The sequence below is a fragment of the Streptomyces sp. NBC_01433 genome, assembly GCF_026340105.1.
Classification (GTDB): Bacteria; Actinomycetota; Actinomycetes; order Streptomycetales; family Streptomycetaceae; genus Streptomyces.
Genome location: NZ_JAPEPM010000002.1, coordinates 845,941 through 861,431 on the forward strand (window position 1 = coordinate 845,941; position 15,491 = coordinate 861,431).

The 15,491-nt window shown below is 69.8% G+C and carries 19 protein-coding genes; 15 read left to right on the forward strand and 4 right to left on the reverse strand.

Annotation, left to right across the window (positions count from 1 at the left end; all coding sequences use genetic code 11):
* Positions 1 to 107 precede the first annotated feature (107 nt).
* Genes OG413_RS31295 through OG413_RS31305 form a run of 3 tightly spaced genes read left to right on the forward strand, consistent with a single transcriptional unit; the run spans position 108 to position 2,366 of the window.
* The gene (locus OG413_RS31295) at positions 108 to 593 is read left to right on the forward strand and encodes a DUF6423 family protein (RefSeq protein WP_073721169.1); all 486 of its coding nucleotides are present in this window, start codon (positions 108 to 110) and stop codon (positions 591 to 593) included.
* Positions 590 to 1,924 carry an FAD-dependent oxidoreductase gene (locus OG413_RS31300; protein WP_266811481.1) on the forward strand — a complete coding sequence of 445 codons (1,335 nt, stop codon included), beginning with the start codon at positions 590 to 592 and terminating at the stop codon, positions 1,922 to 1,924. The genes OG413_RS31295 and OG413_RS31300 overlap by 4 nt, the downstream gene beginning before the upstream one ends.
* Complete coding sequence (locus OG413_RS31305; protein ID WP_266811483.1) at positions 1,917 to 2,366, forward strand: DUF6187 family protein; 450 nt, start codon at positions 1,917 to 1,919, stop codon at positions 2,364 to 2,366. Before OG413_RS31300 ends, OG413_RS31305 begins: the two co-directional genes overlap by 8 nt.
* Before the next feature lie 201 nt (positions 2,367 to 2,567).
* On the opposite strand, the gene rpsN is transcribed toward OG413_RS31305, so the two are convergent.
* Complete coding sequence (gene rpsN / locus OG413_RS31310) at positions 2,568 to 2,873, reverse strand: 30S ribosomal protein S14 (RefSeq protein ID WP_266811485.1); 306 nt, start codon at positions 2,871 to 2,873, stop codon at positions 2,568 to 2,570.
* A complete protein-coding gene (gene rpmB / locus OG413_RS31315; protein ID WP_266811487.1) occupies positions 2,873 to 3,109 on the reverse strand; it encodes a 50S ribosomal protein L28 in 237 nt (78 codons plus the stop codon). Before rpmB ends, rpsN begins: the two co-directional genes overlap by 1 nt.
* A gap of 68 nt (positions 3,110 to 3,177) precedes the next feature.
* Here rpmB and rpmG point away from each other — a divergent pair, with 68 nt between their 5' ends.
* From rpmG to OG413_RS31370, 11 genes are all read left to right on the forward strand, one after another.
* Positions 3,178 to 3,342, forward strand: coding sequence for a 50S ribosomal protein L33 (gene rpmG / locus OG413_RS31320; protein WP_266811489.1), 165 nt, complete (start codon positions 3,178 to 3,180; stop codon positions 3,340 to 3,342).
* A 93-nt stretch (positions 3,343 to 3,435) separates the two neighbouring features.
* Positions 3,436 to 3,690, forward strand: coding sequence for a type B 50S ribosomal protein L31 (locus tag OG413_RS31325; protein WP_266811491.1), 255 nt, complete (start codon positions 3,436 to 3,438; stop codon positions 3,688 to 3,690).
* Complete coding sequence (locus OG413_RS31330) at positions 3,690 to 4,844, forward strand: GTP-binding protein (protein ID WP_266811493.1); 1,155 nt, start codon at positions 3,690 to 3,692, stop codon at positions 4,842 to 4,844. Before OG413_RS31325 ends, OG413_RS31330 begins: the two co-directional genes overlap by 1 nt.
* Before the next feature lie 39 nt (positions 4,845 to 4,883).
* Entirely contained in the window at positions 4,884 to 5,126 is a 243-nt protein-coding gene (rpsR, locus tag OG413_RS31335) for a 30S ribosomal protein S18 (RefSeq protein ID WP_266811495.1), read from the forward strand.
* Between the two features lie 250 nt (positions 5,127 to 5,376).
* A complete protein-coding gene (locus OG413_RS31340; protein ID WP_266811497.1) occupies positions 5,377 to 5,679 on the forward strand; it encodes a hypothetical protein in 303 nt (100 codons plus the stop codon).
* Between the two features lie 148 nt (positions 5,680 to 5,827).
* The gene (locus tag OG413_RS31345) at positions 5,828 to 7,348 is read left to right on the forward strand and encodes a Y4yA family PLP-dependent enzyme (RefSeq protein WP_266811499.1); all 1,521 of its coding nucleotides are present in this window, start codon (positions 5,828 to 5,830) and stop codon (positions 7,346 to 7,348) included.
* On the forward strand, positions 7,338 to 8,657 hold the full coding sequence (locus OG413_RS31350; protein ID WP_266811501.1) for a pyridoxal-phosphate dependent enzyme: 1,320 nt from the start codon (positions 7,338 to 7,340) through the stop codon (positions 8,655 to 8,657). Before OG413_RS31345 ends, OG413_RS31350 begins: the two co-directional genes overlap by 11 nt.
* Before the next feature lie 59 nt (positions 8,658 to 8,716).
* Positions 8,717 to 9,877, forward strand: a complete 1,161-nt coding sequence (locus OG413_RS31355) for an aminotransferase class V-fold PLP-dependent enzyme (protein WP_266813192.1) — start codon at positions 8,717 to 8,719, stop codon at positions 9,875 to 9,877.
* A 67-nt stretch (positions 9,878 to 9,944) separates the two neighbouring features.
* Positions 9,945 to 10,700 carry a trans-aconitate 2-methyltransferase gene (locus tag OG413_RS31360; RefSeq protein ID WP_266811503.1) on the forward strand — a complete coding sequence of 252 codons (756 nt, stop codon included), beginning with the start codon at positions 9,945 to 9,947 and terminating at the stop codon, positions 10,698 to 10,700.
* Positions 10,701 to 10,811: 111 nt separating this feature from the next.
* Complete coding sequence (locus tag OG413_RS31365; protein WP_266811505.1) at positions 10,812 to 12,014, forward strand: NAD(P)/FAD-dependent oxidoreductase; 1,203 nt, start codon at positions 10,812 to 10,814, stop codon at positions 12,012 to 12,014.
* A 172-nt stretch (positions 12,015 to 12,186) separates the two neighbouring features.
* Positions 12,187 to 13,104 carry an RNA polymerase sigma-70 factor gene (locus OG413_RS31370; protein WP_266811507.1) on the forward strand — a complete coding sequence of 306 codons (918 nt, stop codon included), beginning with the start codon at positions 12,187 to 12,189 and terminating at the stop codon, positions 13,102 to 13,104.
* 48 nt (positions 13,105 to 13,152) lie between these two features.
* Here OG413_RS31370 and OG413_RS31375 read toward each other — a convergent pair whose 3' ends face one another.
* A complete protein-coding gene (locus OG413_RS31375) occupies positions 13,153 to 14,607 on the reverse strand; it encodes an NAD(P)/FAD-dependent oxidoreductase (protein WP_266811509.1) in 1,455 nt (484 codons plus the stop codon).
* Between the two features lie 115 nt (positions 14,608 to 14,722).
* Here OG413_RS31375 and trxA point away from each other — a divergent pair, with 115 nt between their 5' ends.
* Positions 14,723 to 15,103, forward strand: coding sequence for a thioredoxin (gene trxA, locus OG413_RS31380; protein ID WP_266811511.1), 381 nt, complete (start codon positions 14,723 to 14,725; stop codon positions 15,101 to 15,103).
* A 77-nt stretch (positions 15,104 to 15,180) separates the two neighbouring features.
* Here trxA and OG413_RS31385 read toward each other — a convergent pair whose 3' ends face one another.
* On the reverse strand, positions 15,181 to 15,477 hold the full coding sequence (locus OG413_RS31385) for a hypothetical protein (protein ID WP_266811513.1): 297 nt from the start codon (positions 15,475 to 15,477) through the stop codon (positions 15,181 to 15,183).
* Positions 15,478 to 15,491: the final 14 nt, after the last annotated feature.

A 15,491-nucleotide genomic window follows, 5' to 3' on the forward strand; every position in this document is an offset into this window, starting at 1 on the left:
TTGCGCTACCTGGACTTCCTCTGTCAAGAACTCGGGGAGATTTGATGCCGCCACTGGAAGTATCCGGAATAGATGTTTCCTCACGGGTCCGGGCCCGTGATATCCAAATGGCCGGCGTCGCCGACATACGCCGCCACGTCCTGATGATCTCCGGCGCCATCGACACCGTCGACCACGACGTCTCGGTCTGCGTCAACCTCCCCGAGCCCGGCCGCTGGCAGGTCATCAAGTCAGAGACCAACCTGACGGACCGCACGTGGGTGGCCATGCAGGCCGCCACCGACGAGGACTCCGTCTTCGTCGACGACGCCGACACCCTGGTGATGTCACGCCAGTTCTCCAAGTCCTTCATCACGCCCGACCAGCGCCGCCTCACCTTCTACGGTGGAGAGGTGCGCCCCGGCGAGGCCGTGGTGAAGATGTACTCCCTGGAGACCACCGGCCGAAGGCCCACCTACGCGTACTCCCGGTACAGCCCGATCGCCACCGACAGCCCTGAGATCACGGCCAGGACCCTCGAAGAGCTGGTCGCCGAGGGGATGCCGCAGCGACCGGTCATCGAGGTCATCGTTCCTGTGACGGTCATCGGGTGATCTCCTTCGTCCCCGAGCCCCACCTGCTGGACTCGCCCCGGGGCCGCGCCTGGCCGCCCTCCCCGGGGCCGCACGGCACACGCACCACCCCGCCGCCCGCCACCGCGGACGTGGCCATCATCGGCGCCGGCCCCGCCGGTCTCGCGGTGGCCTCCGCGCTCTGGCACCTCGGCGTCCACGACGTCGTCCTCCTGGACCGCGAAGGGCGGGCGTGCGGGCGGTTCTTCGACCGGGTCGACGTCCTGGGGCAACGGGTCCTGCGCTCACCCTACGAGCACCACCCCGGAGTCGAGGGCTACCGCGACTGCGAACTGCTCGACTTCGCCCGCCTCCACTGGTCGCTGCTCACCCCCGTCGAGCGCCGCGAGATCCGCATGGCCCAGGCCGGGCACCGCTCCGTCGTGCCCGTCGATGTCTTCGAGGCCTACTGCGGGCACGTCGCCACCCTGCACCACGTGGACGAGCGCGTCAGGCGGGCCACCGTCCGCGAAGTGCGGCCCAGTGCCGACGGTGTCACCGTCCGCGGCGACGGGTTCGCGGTCACCGCCGCGTACACCGTCCTCTGCCTCGGCGAGGAACGCCGTTCCGCTCCGGCCGACTGGTGGGACGGCGAGGCCACCCCTCGAAGCGTCAGCTACTGGGACGAACCCGTGCCCCGGGAAGCCCAGCGGCTGGTCGTCGTCGGCTCCGGCCTCAGCGCGGCGCACCTCATCGCGAACGCCCTCAACGACGGCAAGAACGTGCACTGGGTCCTGCGCGCCCCCGAGGAGCGCTACCAATGCGCCGATGTCAACGCGTCGTTCTTCCGCGCCGAGGGCAGGGCCCGCTTCGACGGGACGAGTTGGGAGGACCGCCAGATCCTGATGGGCAGACAGCGCCGGGCCTCGGTCATGTTCGAGTTCCGCCCCCTGCTGCGGCGCGCAGAGGCCGACGGCCGGCTGACCGTGCACCGGGGCAGCACCATCACGGCCGTGACACCCGAGCGCGCCGGCCGCGCGGCCGTCCGGCTCGCGGGCGGCGAGCAGGTCATCGGCGACCATGTCGTACTGGCCCTCGGCACCACCGTCTCCAATGGTGAACACCTCCTGCCCGAGGGAGTCACCGCACCTCGCGACGGCTGGCCCGACCTGGACGAACAGACCCTGGCCTACCGCAACGCGCCCCGCGTGTTCGCCGTCGGCGCGGCAGCGGGCATGGTGCTGGGCCCCGCCGCCCGCAACATCGACGGGCACCGCGTCGCGACCGCCCGAGTGGCCACCGCCGTCGCCGCCCACCTGGAGTCGGCGGCCGTCCCGCGCCTCGCCGACGACCGAGTGGCCGCCCATGTCTGACCAGGACGACTACGACTCCCGGTTCTCCCTGACCGCCGTCGACGAGCCCGCGCTCACCGAGACGGGCGTCATGCTCATGGGCCTCGACGCCGAACGCCTGCTGGCCGGACTCGGCCTGGCCACCCTCGCCGACGATCCCGCCCAGGTGGCCCTGGCCGTCGACCGGGTCCGGCACGGCGTCCCCGCCTTCCTCGGCTTCGACGCCCTCGTCAACACCGGCGCCCGCCACTGGCGCTCCACCCGCGCGGTCCTCGCCGCGGCGGGTTCGCGGCCACCGGCACCCGCCTCTCTCCGCAGGGCCTGGGACGACACCCTGCGCATGCTCACCTACTGCGACCTCGGCGAATCGGGCTCCGCCGCCGTCGCCCACCTCGCGGCCTGCTGGCTGCGACAGGAGGAGATCGACCGGTTCGCCCAGCGCCTGGCACACACGGGAAGCTGACGGACCGGGCTCCGTACGCTCCGGACGGAGCGCGAACCGAGCGCGCGGGCCGGTCCTGGCCGGTCCGGCCCGCACAAGCCGACGCGCACAAACCAAGCCGGGCCGAGCTGAAGTCGGCACCCGGAACACGGCGGAAGGCGGGTGACCGCGCGGCCCGCAGGCCGAGCCGCCACCCGTCTCACCAGGTCAGGTGTGCCGCCGTCACCAGGACGACTTGGTCACCCCGGGCAGAAACCCCGCGTGCGCCTGCTCCCGCATCCGGACGCGGGACAGCCCGAACTTCCGCAGGTGCCCGCGCGGTCGGCCGTCCACACTGTCCCTGTTGCGGACGCGCGTGGCGCTGGCGTTACGCGGCTGGCGCCGCAGCGCGTCGATGGCCACGGACCTCTCCGTCTCCGGCGTCCCCGGCCTGCGGATGATCTCCTTCAGCTCCGCCCGCCGCGCCGCGTACCGCCCGACAGTCGTCCTTCGCTCCTCGTTCTTCGCGATCTTGCTCTTCTTCGCCATCAGACCTTCACCCCTCGCGCCCGGATACGGGCCACCGCCGCCTCGATTCCGATCGAGTCGATCGTCTTGATCGCCCTGGCGCTCAGAGTCAGCCGCACGTACCGGCCCTCGCTGGGCAGCCAGTAGCGCTTGCTCTGGATGTTCGGGTCGAACCGGCGCGACGTACGCCGGTGCGAGTGGGAGATGGCGTTGCCGAAGCCCGGCCGGGCGCCGGTCAGTTGGCAGTGGGCGGACACAGAGTTACCTGCCTCTCATCGACGGGGCCCATTCTTGAAAATGGAAACCATTCCCATATAGTAGCGCCATGGCTCGCACCGAACTACGCCCGATCGTCAGGCTCCGCTCCACCGCCGGAACCGGCTACACCTACGTCACCCGCAAGAACCGGCGGAACGATCCCGACCGGCTGGTGCTGCGGAAGTTCGACCCGGTCGTCCGCCTCCATGTGGACTTCCGAGAAGAGCGCTGACGCCGCCCCCGCCCGACCTGCCCACCCGGCACGACCTGCCGACCTGCCGACCTGCCCGACCTGCCCGACCTGCCCGACCTGAAGGACATCAGCATGAAGCCCGGTATCCACCCCGCCTACGGACCCGTCGTCTTCCGCGACAAAGCCGCCGACTTCGCCTTCCTGACCCGCTCCACCCTCACCAGCGAACGCACCGTCGAGTGGGAGGACGGCAACGTCTACCCGGTCGTCGATGTGGAGATCTCCTCCGCGAGCCACCCCTTCTACACCGGCACCGCCCGCGTCCTGGACACCGCGGGCCGGGTGGAGCGGTTCGAGCGCCGCTACGGCAGCCGCGAGGGCCGGTGATGGAGGACAACCGGAAGCTGCCCGTCGTCATCGTCTGCGGCCTGCACGCCGACGCCCGCCGCGAGGTGGTGGAGGGGCTGCTGAGGAAGGTCCCTCACAGCGTCGCCCTGCACCACGACCTGACCACGGCGGACCGGGGAACCGTGCACCGAACGGTCCGCGATTCCTCGGGCGAGCAGTCCAGCGGCGAGGCACCTCTTGTGAACGACTGCGCCTGCTGCGCGCTGCGGGAGGATCTGCTTCCCGAACTGCACCGGCTCGCGGCCGACGGACTCACCCGACTCGCCGTCCTCGATCTCTGGGACTCCGTCGAGCCGAAGGCCATGGCCGAGGTCATCGCCGTCCACGGAGAGGGGCGGGCCGAGGTGAGGAGCGTGATCACCGCGGTCGATCCGGCCCTCGTGCTGCCCTGCCTCACCAATGGCGACGATCTGGCGGAAGCCGGGCTGGCCGCGGCGGCGACCGATCAGCGTACCGTCGGGGACACCTGGGCACGGCAGTTGGAGTACGCGTCCGTCGTCGCCCTCATCGAGAGCGACGAAGCGGACGACGCGGACCGTGCGCTCATCGGGCAACTGCACCCCACGGCCCGGCAGGCGGCGGCCGGATCGGACGCGCTGACAGAACTCGCGCTGGCCGGGTTCGACGTGGAGGCGGCGGGCGCCGCCCAGCACCCGGCGTGTGCGCTCCTCCCCCAGGAGGCGGAGGAGTCCGGCGTCAGCACCCTCGTCTGGCGCAGGCACCGCCCCTTCCACCCCGAGCGCCTGTACGAGGCGCTGGAGGGCCTGTGCTGCGCGGCCGCCCGCAGCCGCGGCCGGTTCTGGCTCGCCGACCGGCCCGACACTCTCCTCTCCTGGGACGCGGCCGGCGGCGCGCTCTGCGTCGAGAACACCGGCCCCTGGCTCGCTTCCCTGCCGGACGCCGCCTGGGACATGGTGCCGCCCCTCCGCCGGGCCGCCGCCGCGCTCGACTGGCACCCGGAGCACGGCGACCGCTGCCAGCACCTGGTCTTCGTCTCCCCCGGCCTCGACCGCGACGGCCTCACCGCGGTGCTGGATTCCTGTCTGCTCACCGACGAGGAGTACGCGGCCGGGCGCGAAGCGTGGAAGAGCCTGCCCCGCGCCTTCGACTCGCTCCTCGACCCGGTCCACTGACCGCACCCGAACCGCACCCGTGACCCTGAAGGAAAGCCGATGACACGCCGCCCGGACCCCCACAAGCCCCTCAAGACCCGTCCGAACCCGCTCGACGCCGCGAGGATCACGTACATCGACTACAAGGACACCGATCTGCTGCGGAAGTTCGTCTCCGACCGGGGCAAGATCCGCAGCCGCCGGGTGACCCGGATCAGCGCGCGGCAGCAGCGCAAGGTCGCCGCCGCCATCAAGAACGCACGGGAGATGGCCCTGCTGCCCTATTCCAGTTCCCTCAAGTGACCGACCGGCCGGGGCCCCGCCTCCACGGTTCCGCGTGAGGCGGGGCCCCAAGGTTCGGCCCGCCGTGGTGCTCGGCCGGGCACCACGGCGGCCCGGCCGGCGGCTCGTCGCACGCCGTCGCGGGCGTTCCCAGAAGCATCCCCACAGCGTCGGCGATAGACTAGAACATATGCCGAAAGAGCCATTTACGCGCCTTTCGGCCGACGCGAGCACATCCCCGAGTCCTTGACCCCCGCGAGGAGCAACGCAGATGTCCGCCACGACAGAACACCGCCCCCACGCCACCCACCCCCATCAGCACTCCCCGGGATGCGGACACGTGGCGGTGCCTCACGAGGACCACGTCGACTACGCACATGACAACCACCTGCACCGTGCGCACGGTGACCATGTGGACGAATGCGTGAAGACCGAGCACTCGGTACACGACGGGCACGACCACCGGCACGGCCCGGCCTGCGGCCATGTCGCCGTTCCGCACGACGATCACGTGGACTACATCCACGAGGGCCACCGGCACGCCGAGCACGACGGTCACTGGGACGACCACTGACGCACGCGGCTTGCCCCGGTTTTTCGCGTAACGGACAGGCATACAGCTCCCGCAGCCTGGACATCATCGATATGACAATCATTTCGATGAATCCCTTGACCGCCCGAGGCAGCGCCGACCGGCCCCGCAGTCCGCCCAGTTGCCTCCCATGCCCCTGGGAAGGCGCGTGCCGTCGTTGGCTTCTCCTCTGTACTTGGAACCAAGGCTCGAACCACGGCCGAAGTCATTACTGGCCTCGGCCCCGCTCCTCCACAGCCTCGTGGACGGTCTGGGGTCGCCGCTGAACGTGGTGCTTCCGGACCAGGTCGCCGAGAACGTCTCCCGGTTCCGGTCGCTGTACCGGCGCCATCGTCTGGGCGGGGACATCTCCTTCGCCCACAAGGCCAACCGGTCCAGTGCGCTCGTCCGCCGGCTCGCCGCCACCGGGGCCGCCATGGACGTCGCGTCGTTGCACGAGTTGCAGCACGCCATGGCCTGCGGCTTCACTGCGGACCGCATCAGCGCGACGGGCCCGAAGGAACCGGAATTCCTCTGGCTGGCCGCCCGTACCGGAGTGACGGTCAACGTCGAGGGGCGAACCGAACTCGAAGCCCTGGCCGCTCTGGTGCGCGGCCATGGGCTGGCGCCCGCGAAGGTCCTCCTGCGGCTGTCGGACTTCGCCGCCCAGGGGGTGAAGGTACTCAGCCGCCGCAGCCGTTTCGGCTCCCCGGCCGGTGAACTGTCCGGCCTGCTGGACGCGGCGGAACGGCATCGCGACGCGGTGGAGATCATCGGCGTCGCGTTCCACCTCGACACCACCAGCCTCGATGAGAAGGCGGTGGCCATGGAGGGCTGCATCCGGGCCATGGACGAGTGCCGGGCCAGAGGAATGCACCCGCGTGTGCTCGACATCGGAGGGGGCTTCGGCGTCAACTACCTCGCGCACAAAGCACAGTGGGAGGACTACACCACGCAGCTCACCCTGGCGGCGCTGGGCCGGCGCGAAGCGCTGACGTGGCGCGATCACCGTTACGGGCTGAGCAGCGAGGCGGGCACCCTTCGCGGCGCCCTGGAGCTCTACCCCTCCCACCGCCCGGTCGCCGGTGTCGACTACCTCGACGAACTCCTGCGCCACCCCGCCCCGTCGCTCGGCCGTCCCCTGGCCACCTTGTTGCTGGAGAGTCTCTATGACCTGTGCGTCGAGCCGGGACGTGCGCTCGTGGACCAGTGCGGGCTGACCCTGGCGCGCGTGCTGGAGGTGCGCGGGAATCCGGACGGGGTACGCGGGAATCCGGACGGCTCGTACACGGTGCGGCTCGCCATGAACGCCGACGACTGCGCGCTGGAAGAGCACGGGATTCTCATGGACCCCGTGCTCCTCGACCGCGGCGGGCCGAGCCGGCCGAGCGACGGACCGGATTCCGTCGGGGTGTATCTCCACGGAAATCTGTGTCTCGAATCCGATCTGATCACGCGCAGGATGGTGTTCCTTCCTCGTCGGCCGGTCCCGGGAGATCTCCTCGCCTTCGCCAATACCGCGGGCTATTGCATGGACTTCAACGCCCAGAACGCCCAGCAACGACCGTCCGCCCGCAAGGTGGCGCTCTACCGAGATACCGACGGCTGGCAGTGGAGTCTCGACGACCAGTACTGGCCCATACATTCCCCGGGGGACGCCCGTGAGATATGACAACATCATCGATACGGTGGGCGACACCCCCTTGGTACGCATCGACTCGCGCGTGCACGGGCTCCAGAACATCGACGTCTTCGCGAAACTCGAATTCTGCAATCCCTTCGGATCGCTCAAGGACCGGGCCGCCTGGAACATGGTGCGGCCCGGACTGCCTTCGGCGGTCGAGCACGGCAGCCAGATCGTGGAGCTGTCGAGCGGAAACACCGCCAAGGCCCTCGCGGCGATAGCGGGCATGCACGGCATAGGATTCAAGAGCGTGACCAACCGGATGAAGATCCCGGAGATCAAGGAATTACTCCTCCTCCTGGGAGCGGAAATAGAAGAACTGCCGGGCCGGAGTGAATGCCTCGACCCGACGAACACCGACGATCCGCTGACGCTCTTCCACCGGAGCCTGTCCGACCCGAGCAGTTCGTATGTGCACACGGACCAGTACTACAACAGCCTCAACTCCGAGGCGCACGAGACCGGAACCGGCCCCGAGATCATCGCCGACCTCGGCAACCGGGCGCCGGACTGGTTCATCTCCGGCGTCGGCACCGCCGGATCGTCGACCGGTGTAGCACACGCGCTGCGAAACCAGGACCCCAAGGTGCGGGTGATCGGGCTGGTCGCGGACAAGTCAGACTTCATTCCCGGGATTCGGAATATCGATGAGGTCCAGGAGGTAGGGTTATTCGATCCCCAGACCTATGACACCATCGAATCCGTCACGTCCGATGAGGCCATCGACGGGATGGTCACGCTTCTCCGAAAGTGCGGAATACTGGCGGGACCGACCGGTGGAGCAGCCTATTTCGGGACCGTTCGCCATCTACGGGAAATAGATTCACAGCTGACCGGACGGAAAACGGCTGTATTCATTGTCTGCGATCGCGTGGAAAGCTATCTCAGTTACATCAGGAAGCGTCGGCCCGAACTGCTCGGACAACGACCGAAGGACCACTCGGTCGCATCTCTCTCGGATGCCGATATGGCACATGCGTCCGCGATCGGCGTCACGGAGGCCCAGGACTGGATACAGCAGGCCGGGCCGACCGTGGTCGACATGCGCAGCCCCTTCGCCTATGCCGCGCTCCATATCGCCGGATCGATCAATATCGTTGACGAACTCTTCGAGGACCTCGTCCGAGGAGGGCTGCCGTTCAGCAAGAAACAGCCCGTACTCCTGGCCTGCCCCGTCGGCGAGAAGTCCCTCAAGTACGCGGCTCTCCTGACCCGTATGGGTCACCCGGACGTCCGCAGCCTGGCCGGGGGCATCATCGCCTGGCGCGATGCGGGCGCCCCGCTGATACGGGAGTGATCTTCGTGATTCAGCACGGACAGAATTCCTCCTGGGAGGATCTGAGCGCTTGGCAGGGAATGATCCGTGCCCAATTCCCGATCATCACCGCACACCCGGAGCTGGCCTACCTGGACAGCGCCGCGACAGCGCAGAAACCCCAGCCGGTTCTGGATGCCGTCCACCACTACCTCACGACGTCCAACGCGAATGCGGGACGGGGCACGTATCCCTGGGCCAACAGCACCACGGCGCTGATCGAGCGGGTACGGGAGCGTGTCAAAGCGTTCCTCGACGATCCGGACCCCGCCCGCTCCCGGGTGCACTTCGTCAGCGGGACGACCGAGGGGTTGCGGACGGTGGCACTCGACTGGCTCGTGGACGAACTGGCCGACGGTGACGAGATCATCGTCCCGTTCGCCGATCACGAGGCCAACGTCTCGCCCTGGCTGGAGGCCAGGGATGTCCTGGCCCGGCGGAACATACAGGTCGGCGTCCGGGAAATGCCCTACCAGGAGTCCTCGGGCGACTACGACACCCGCGCGCTGTCCGACATGCTGACTCCTCGCACGCGCTTCGTCGCGGCCACACATGTTCACCATGTCTACGGCGGCGACATGAACGTACGCCGGATACGCGAAGCGGTGGGCCCGGACGTGGCCATCGCCTTGGACGCCGCCCAGAGCGTCGGCCATCTGCCGGTGTCGCTAAGGAAGTTGGACGTCGACTTCGCCGTCTTCTCGGGTCACAAGGCATTGGCCCTGCCCGGGTCGGGAGCGGTCTGGTCCCGTGGCCTGCGCGGGGCGGAGTTCGCCCCGCGCGGCTGGCAGGGCACCCCCAACACCGTCGGCATCGCCAGCCTCGGAGCAGCCCTCGACTGGCTCGACGGCGCCGGGCCGGCGCGTATCGAACAGTGGACCGTCGGCCTGGCGGCCCGCCTCACCGAAGGGCTTCGCGGGCTGCCCCCGTACGAGGTGGTGGGGTGTCAGCTGAGTCTGGCGGAGCAGTCCGCGGTGCAGCAGCGCCACGGAATCGTGACGTTCCGCCACTCGGACATCGATTCGGTGGACCTGGGGTTCATCCTGTTCAGCCACGGGTTCATGGTCCGAGCCGACGGCCTGTGCCAGGGGCGCGCCGGAGAGAAGCGCAACTCGGTCCGGGTCAGCCTGCACGCGTACAACACCCGGGAGGAGATCGACCGCCTGCTGGATGTACTGACTTCACTGGCGCCGCAATCATGAAAACCATTTTCACCTGTAGATTCGGAGTCTCGGGAAGAGACCGGAAGAGCAGGGGTGGTACCGCACGATGAGCGTGAGCATGCCGACGGCCGAACGGTGGGTGGACCGCTGGGAACAGCAGCAGCAGCGGTACGCGATCGACCGGGAAGAGCGATTCACCGTGGTCGCCGACGTGGTCGAGCACGTGACAGCCGGCCATGACCGGCCCCGCATCCTGGACTTGGGCTGCGGTCCGGGCTCCCTGCCCGCGCGGCTCGTCGGGCGCCTGCCGACGGCCCGGATCGTCGCCGTCGACATGGACCCCCTGCTGCTGGCACTGGGGCGCGCCCGCCATCCGAACGCGGCGCGTTATGTCGAGGCGGTCATCGGCGAGGACGGCTGGATCGACACGCTGGAACTGCGGGGACCGGTGGACGCGGTCGTCTCCACCACGGCACTCCACTACCTCCCCCAACATGTGCTGCGCCGCACCTACGCCGAGCTCACCACGCTCCTGCGGCCCGGCGGCGTGCTGATCAACGCGGACCACCTCTCCCAGGAGGGGGCGAGCGTCGCCGAGATCGCCGAATTCGTCGGAACCCGCAGGGCCGAGCGGCAGCGGGCGTTCGACCACGAGGACTGGGAAGCGTGGTGGGCGGCGATCGAGCACGAACCCGAACTGGCGGAGTTGTGCGCGCGAAGGCGCCGACGCGCCACCGAGCACTCCGACTGCTCCGTCACCGTGGCCCGCCATGTCGAACTGCTGAAGGAGGCGGGTTTCACAAACGCCAGTCCGGTCTGGCAGGTGGGCAACAGCTACGTACTCGTAGCCGTACGGCAGTGACGGTCGAGCCCTCAGGGTCGACCCCTTGGGGAGTGATCCGCCTCACACGCTGTCACAAGGGCCGATCACGCGGTGTCTTGAGGCCGAACGCCTCAAAACGAAGGAGACACCATGACTGAGAACACCGCTGTGGTCGTGATCGGCGGCGGATACGCCGGTGTCATGACGGCCAATCGCCTGACGCGGCGCGACGACGTGACAGTGACGCTGATCAATCCGCGCCCGACGTTCGTCGAGCGGATCCGTCTGCACCAAGTGGTGGGCGGGACCCACGACGCGGTCGTCGACTACCGGGACATCCTGGCCGTGGGCGTCCGGCTGGTCGTCGGCACCGTGACACGGATCGACGCGGCCGGGCGCGGCGTGACGCTGGCGACCGGCGGCACGGTCGGCTACGACTATCTGGTGTACGCGGTGGGCAGCGGCAGCGCCGACCCGCGGGTGGCCGGAGCGGCCGAGTTCGCCTACCCGCTCGCCGGCCTGGAAGAGGCGCAGCGGCTGCGGTCGGTCCTCGACGCCGCGTCGGCGACGGCCGCGGTGACGGTGGTCGGTGCCGGTCCGACCGGCATCGAGACCGCCGCCGAGCTGGCGGAGGCGGGCCGCACCGTGACCCTGGTCTGCGGCGACGTGCTCGGCCCGTACCTGCACCCCCGCGGTCGACGCTCGGTTGCCGGACGGCTGGCCACGCTCGGTGTGACCGTGCTCGAAGGCCCCGACGCGAAGGTGACGGCGGTGACGCGCGATGCCGTGCGGCTGAGTGGCGGCCGTGAACTGCCGAGCGAGGTGACCCTGTGGACCGCCGGATTCGGCGTGCCTGACCTGGCCGCCCGCAGCGGCCTGAGCACCGACGCCTTGGGCCGCCTGCTCACGGACGAGACGCTGACGAGCGTGGACGACGCGCGCATCGTCGCGGCCGGGGATTCGGCGGCGCCCTCGGACCTGCCGTTCCGGATGAGCTGCCAGGCCGCGGGTCCGCTGGGCGCGCACGCCGCCGACACGGTGCTCAGCCGGATCGCGGACGAGCGACCCGCGCCCATCGAGCTGGGGTTCGCCGGACAGTGCATCAGCCTGGGCCGCCGCGTCGGCATCTTCCAGTTCGCCCATCGGAACGACACCGCGATGAGGTTCCATCTCGGCGGCCGCCCCGGCGCGAAGCTCAAGGAGTTCATCTGCCGGGGCACGGTCAAGCAGCTGGCCGACGAGGCACGCAGGCCCGGTTCGCTCAGCTGGTCCTGGACCAAGGACGACACGCGCCGACAGCTGCTGGAGGCCAGGCGCGGCGAGGTGCCGGCCGCCACTGAACCGGCGGCCTGAGTACTCGTGGCCGGTCCGGTCGGCCGGGGCGGCACCGGGTGGTGTCACACTCCTGATCGCACCGGCCAGGTGCATCGGATCGAACGGCCGCCGGTAGAAAGGACCTTGCTGTGGATGCGCGCTCGACGGCCCTCCTCCACCGGGGCCGACCGCGAAGGAGAGGGATCGGGACATGAGCGACCACGCCACTGCCCCGGAGACCGGGACGACGGACCCGGCGACCGAGACGTTCGTCGCCCACCGCAACCTGCTCTTCACCGTCGCCTACGAGATGCTCGGATCGGCGGCCGACGCCGAAGACGTCCTCCAGGAGACCTGGCTGCGATGGGTCGAGGTCGACCTGGAGCAGGTGCGCGACCAGCGTGCCTACCTCGTCCGGATCACGACCCGGCAGTCCCTCAACCGGCTGCGCACGATGAAGCGCCGCAAGGAGGCGTACGTCGGCCCCTGGCTGCCCGAGCCGCTCCTCACCGCACCGGACGTGGCCCAGGACGTCGAGCTCGCCGAGAGTGTGTCGATGGCGATGATGCTCGTCCTCGAAACGCTGTCGCCGACCGAGCGCGTGGTCTTCGTGCTGCGCGAGGTCTTCGACGTCGGTTACGACGAGATCGCGGCGGCCGTCGACAAGAGCCCCGCGGCCGTCCGCCAGATCGCGCACCGCGCCCGTCGGCATGTCGATGCCCGCCGCCCTCGCCAGGTGGTCTCCCCGAGCGTGGCCAGTGCGGCCCTGGAGTCGTTCCGGCGCGCGCTCGAAACCGGGGACCCGCAGGGTCTCCTCGATGTGCTCGCCCCGGACATCGTCCTCATGAGCGACGGCGGCGGCATCAAGCAGGCCGCGCTGCGGCCGATCACCGGCGCCGGAAAGGTGGCCCGCTTCATGATCGGCGGTCTCGGCAGGAACCAGCGCCCGATCACCGTGGCTCCCACCGTGGTCAACGGCAGTCCGGCACTCCTCGTCCATCTGGACGGGGAGATCGACGGCGTCATGGCGATCCGGGTCGAGGACACCCGCATCACTGGCCTCTACTACGTCCGCAACCCGGAGAAGCTGTCCCGCGTCACATCCGAGACCCGGCTCACCCTGCGATGAACACGGAAGGCATGCCGAACGCCCGTCGAAGCAACCGCCCGCACGCGGCTACGCGTCCCGGTACGCCTCCAGCAGCCGCAGCCACACCTCGCTGATGGTCGGATACGCCGGGACCGCGTGCCACAGGCGCTCGATGGGCACCTCGCCCGCGACCGCGATCGTCGCCGAGTGCAGCAGTTCGCCGATGCCGGGCCCTACGAAGGTGACGCCGAGCACGATCTCCCGGTCCAGGTCGACGATCATGCGGGCGCGGCCCCGGTACCCGTCGGCGTACAGACCGGAACCCGCCACCGCGGCCAGGTCGTGGTCGACCGCCCGTACCCGGTGGCCGGCCTTCTCGGCCTCGGCGAGGGTGAGGCCGACCGACGCCGCCTCCGGGTCGGTGAAGACGACCTGGGGGACGGCGGCGTGATCGGCGGTGGCCGCATGCGCGCCCCAGCGGTCGGTCTCCAGCAGGGGGACGCCCTGGGCGCGGGCGGCGATCGCGGCGCCCGCGATACGGGACTGGTACTTGCCCTGGTGGGTCAGCAGCGCCCGGTGGTTGACGTCCCCGACGGCGTACAGCCAGGTACTGCCCTCGACCCGGCAGCTGTCGTCGGCCGTGAGCCAGGAGCCGGGTTCGAGGTCCACGGTCTCCAGGCCCAGATCGTCGGTGCGGGGTGCCCGGCCGGTGGCGAAGAGAATCTCGTCGGCCTCGATCCGCTCGCCGTTGTCCAGCTCCACCGTGACCGGTCCGTCCTGCCCGGCCCGGTGTACGGCGGTGGCGGACACTCCGGTACGGATCGTCGCGCCGGCCCCGGTGAGCGCCTCGGCGACCAGCTCGCCCGCGAACGGCTCCATCTTCGGCAGCAGGCCCGTGCCCCGGATCAGCATCGTCACCTCGGCCCCCAGGGCCTGCCAGACGGTCGCCATCTCGACGCCGACGACGCCCCCGCCGACGATCACCAGCCGGCCGGGCACCTCCTTGGCGCTGGTCGCCTCGCGGCTGGTCCAGGGACGGGCGTCGGCGATTCCGGGGAGGTCGGGGACGACGGCCCTGCTGCCGGTGCAGACGGCGACGGCGTGCCGGGCGGTGAGCCCGTGTTCCGTACCGTCCGGGGCGGTGACGGTGACCTTTCTGGGGCCGGTGAGGCGGCCCGTGCCCCGGTAGACGTCCGCGCCGATGCCGTCCAGCCAGGCGGCCTGGCCGTCGTCCTTCCAGTGCGAGGCGTACACGTCGCGGTGGGCCAGGACCGCCTCGACGTCCAGGGGGCCCTGCACGGCGGCGCTCAGGCCCGGGACGCGGCGGGCGTCGGCCCGCGCGACGACGGGGCGCAGCAGAGCCTTGCTGGGCATGCACGCCCAGTACGAACATTCGCCGCCGATCAGCTCGGACTCCACGACAGCCGCGCTCAGCCCGGCGGCGCGGGCCCGGTCGGCCACGTTCTCGCCCACCGGCCCCGCACCGATCACCACGACGTCGTACTCGGTGTTCTCCACTGCGCCCTCCGCTGCGTCGGTCATGCGAACAGTCTGATCGTGGGTGTGCGCCACGGCCACATGGGAAGGCGGAATAGCGCAAGGACGGTCACCGTTGTGCGGGACACGTCCAAACGGGCACAGGAAGAGGTATCACAGCATGAGCACCGTAGAGCTCACCAAGGAAAACTTCGATCAGGTCGTCAGTGACAACGACTTCGTGCTGATCGACTTCTGGGCTTCCTGGTGCGGCCCGTGCCGGCAGTTCGCACCGGTCTACGACTCGGCGTCCGAGCGCCACCCCGACCTTGTCTTCGCCAAGGTCGACACGGAGGCGCAGCAGGAGCTGGCGGCCGCCTTCGAGATCCGGTCCATCCCGACGCTGATGATCGTGCGGGACAACGTGGCCGTGTTCTCCCAGCCCGGCGCGCTTCCCGAGACGGCCCTGGAGGACGTCATCGGACAGGCCCGGAACCTGGACATGGACGAGGTACGCAAGTCCGTCGAGGCCCAGAAGCAGGAGCAGCCGGAGCAGCGGTAGGGCTTTCGCGGCGCGGCGGTCGGGATGAGGGGCCGGTCCGGACGGGCCGGCCCCTCATCGCTGTCCGCGACGGCGGATCAGCTCCGGGTGTTCTGGTCGGTGCCGCTGTCCACGCTCTTCTCCGAGATTCTGACGGAGAGCCCGTAGTCCAGCTCCGCGCCGTCGACCAGCAGCGCCTCCACGGTGCGGGTCGCCGGGTCGATGTCCGCCACCATGCCGTCGCCGGCGTAGCGGGGGTAGCCCGACTCCCCCCTCTGGCCGGTGGCGGCCACGACCGCGGAACGGATGGCGCGGCCGGGCCGGGGGGCTTCGTCGGTGCCGGACTTGTCGAACTCGGGGACCAGCAGGATCTCGTAGCTCTGCGGATGGCTCATGCCTTCGACGCTAG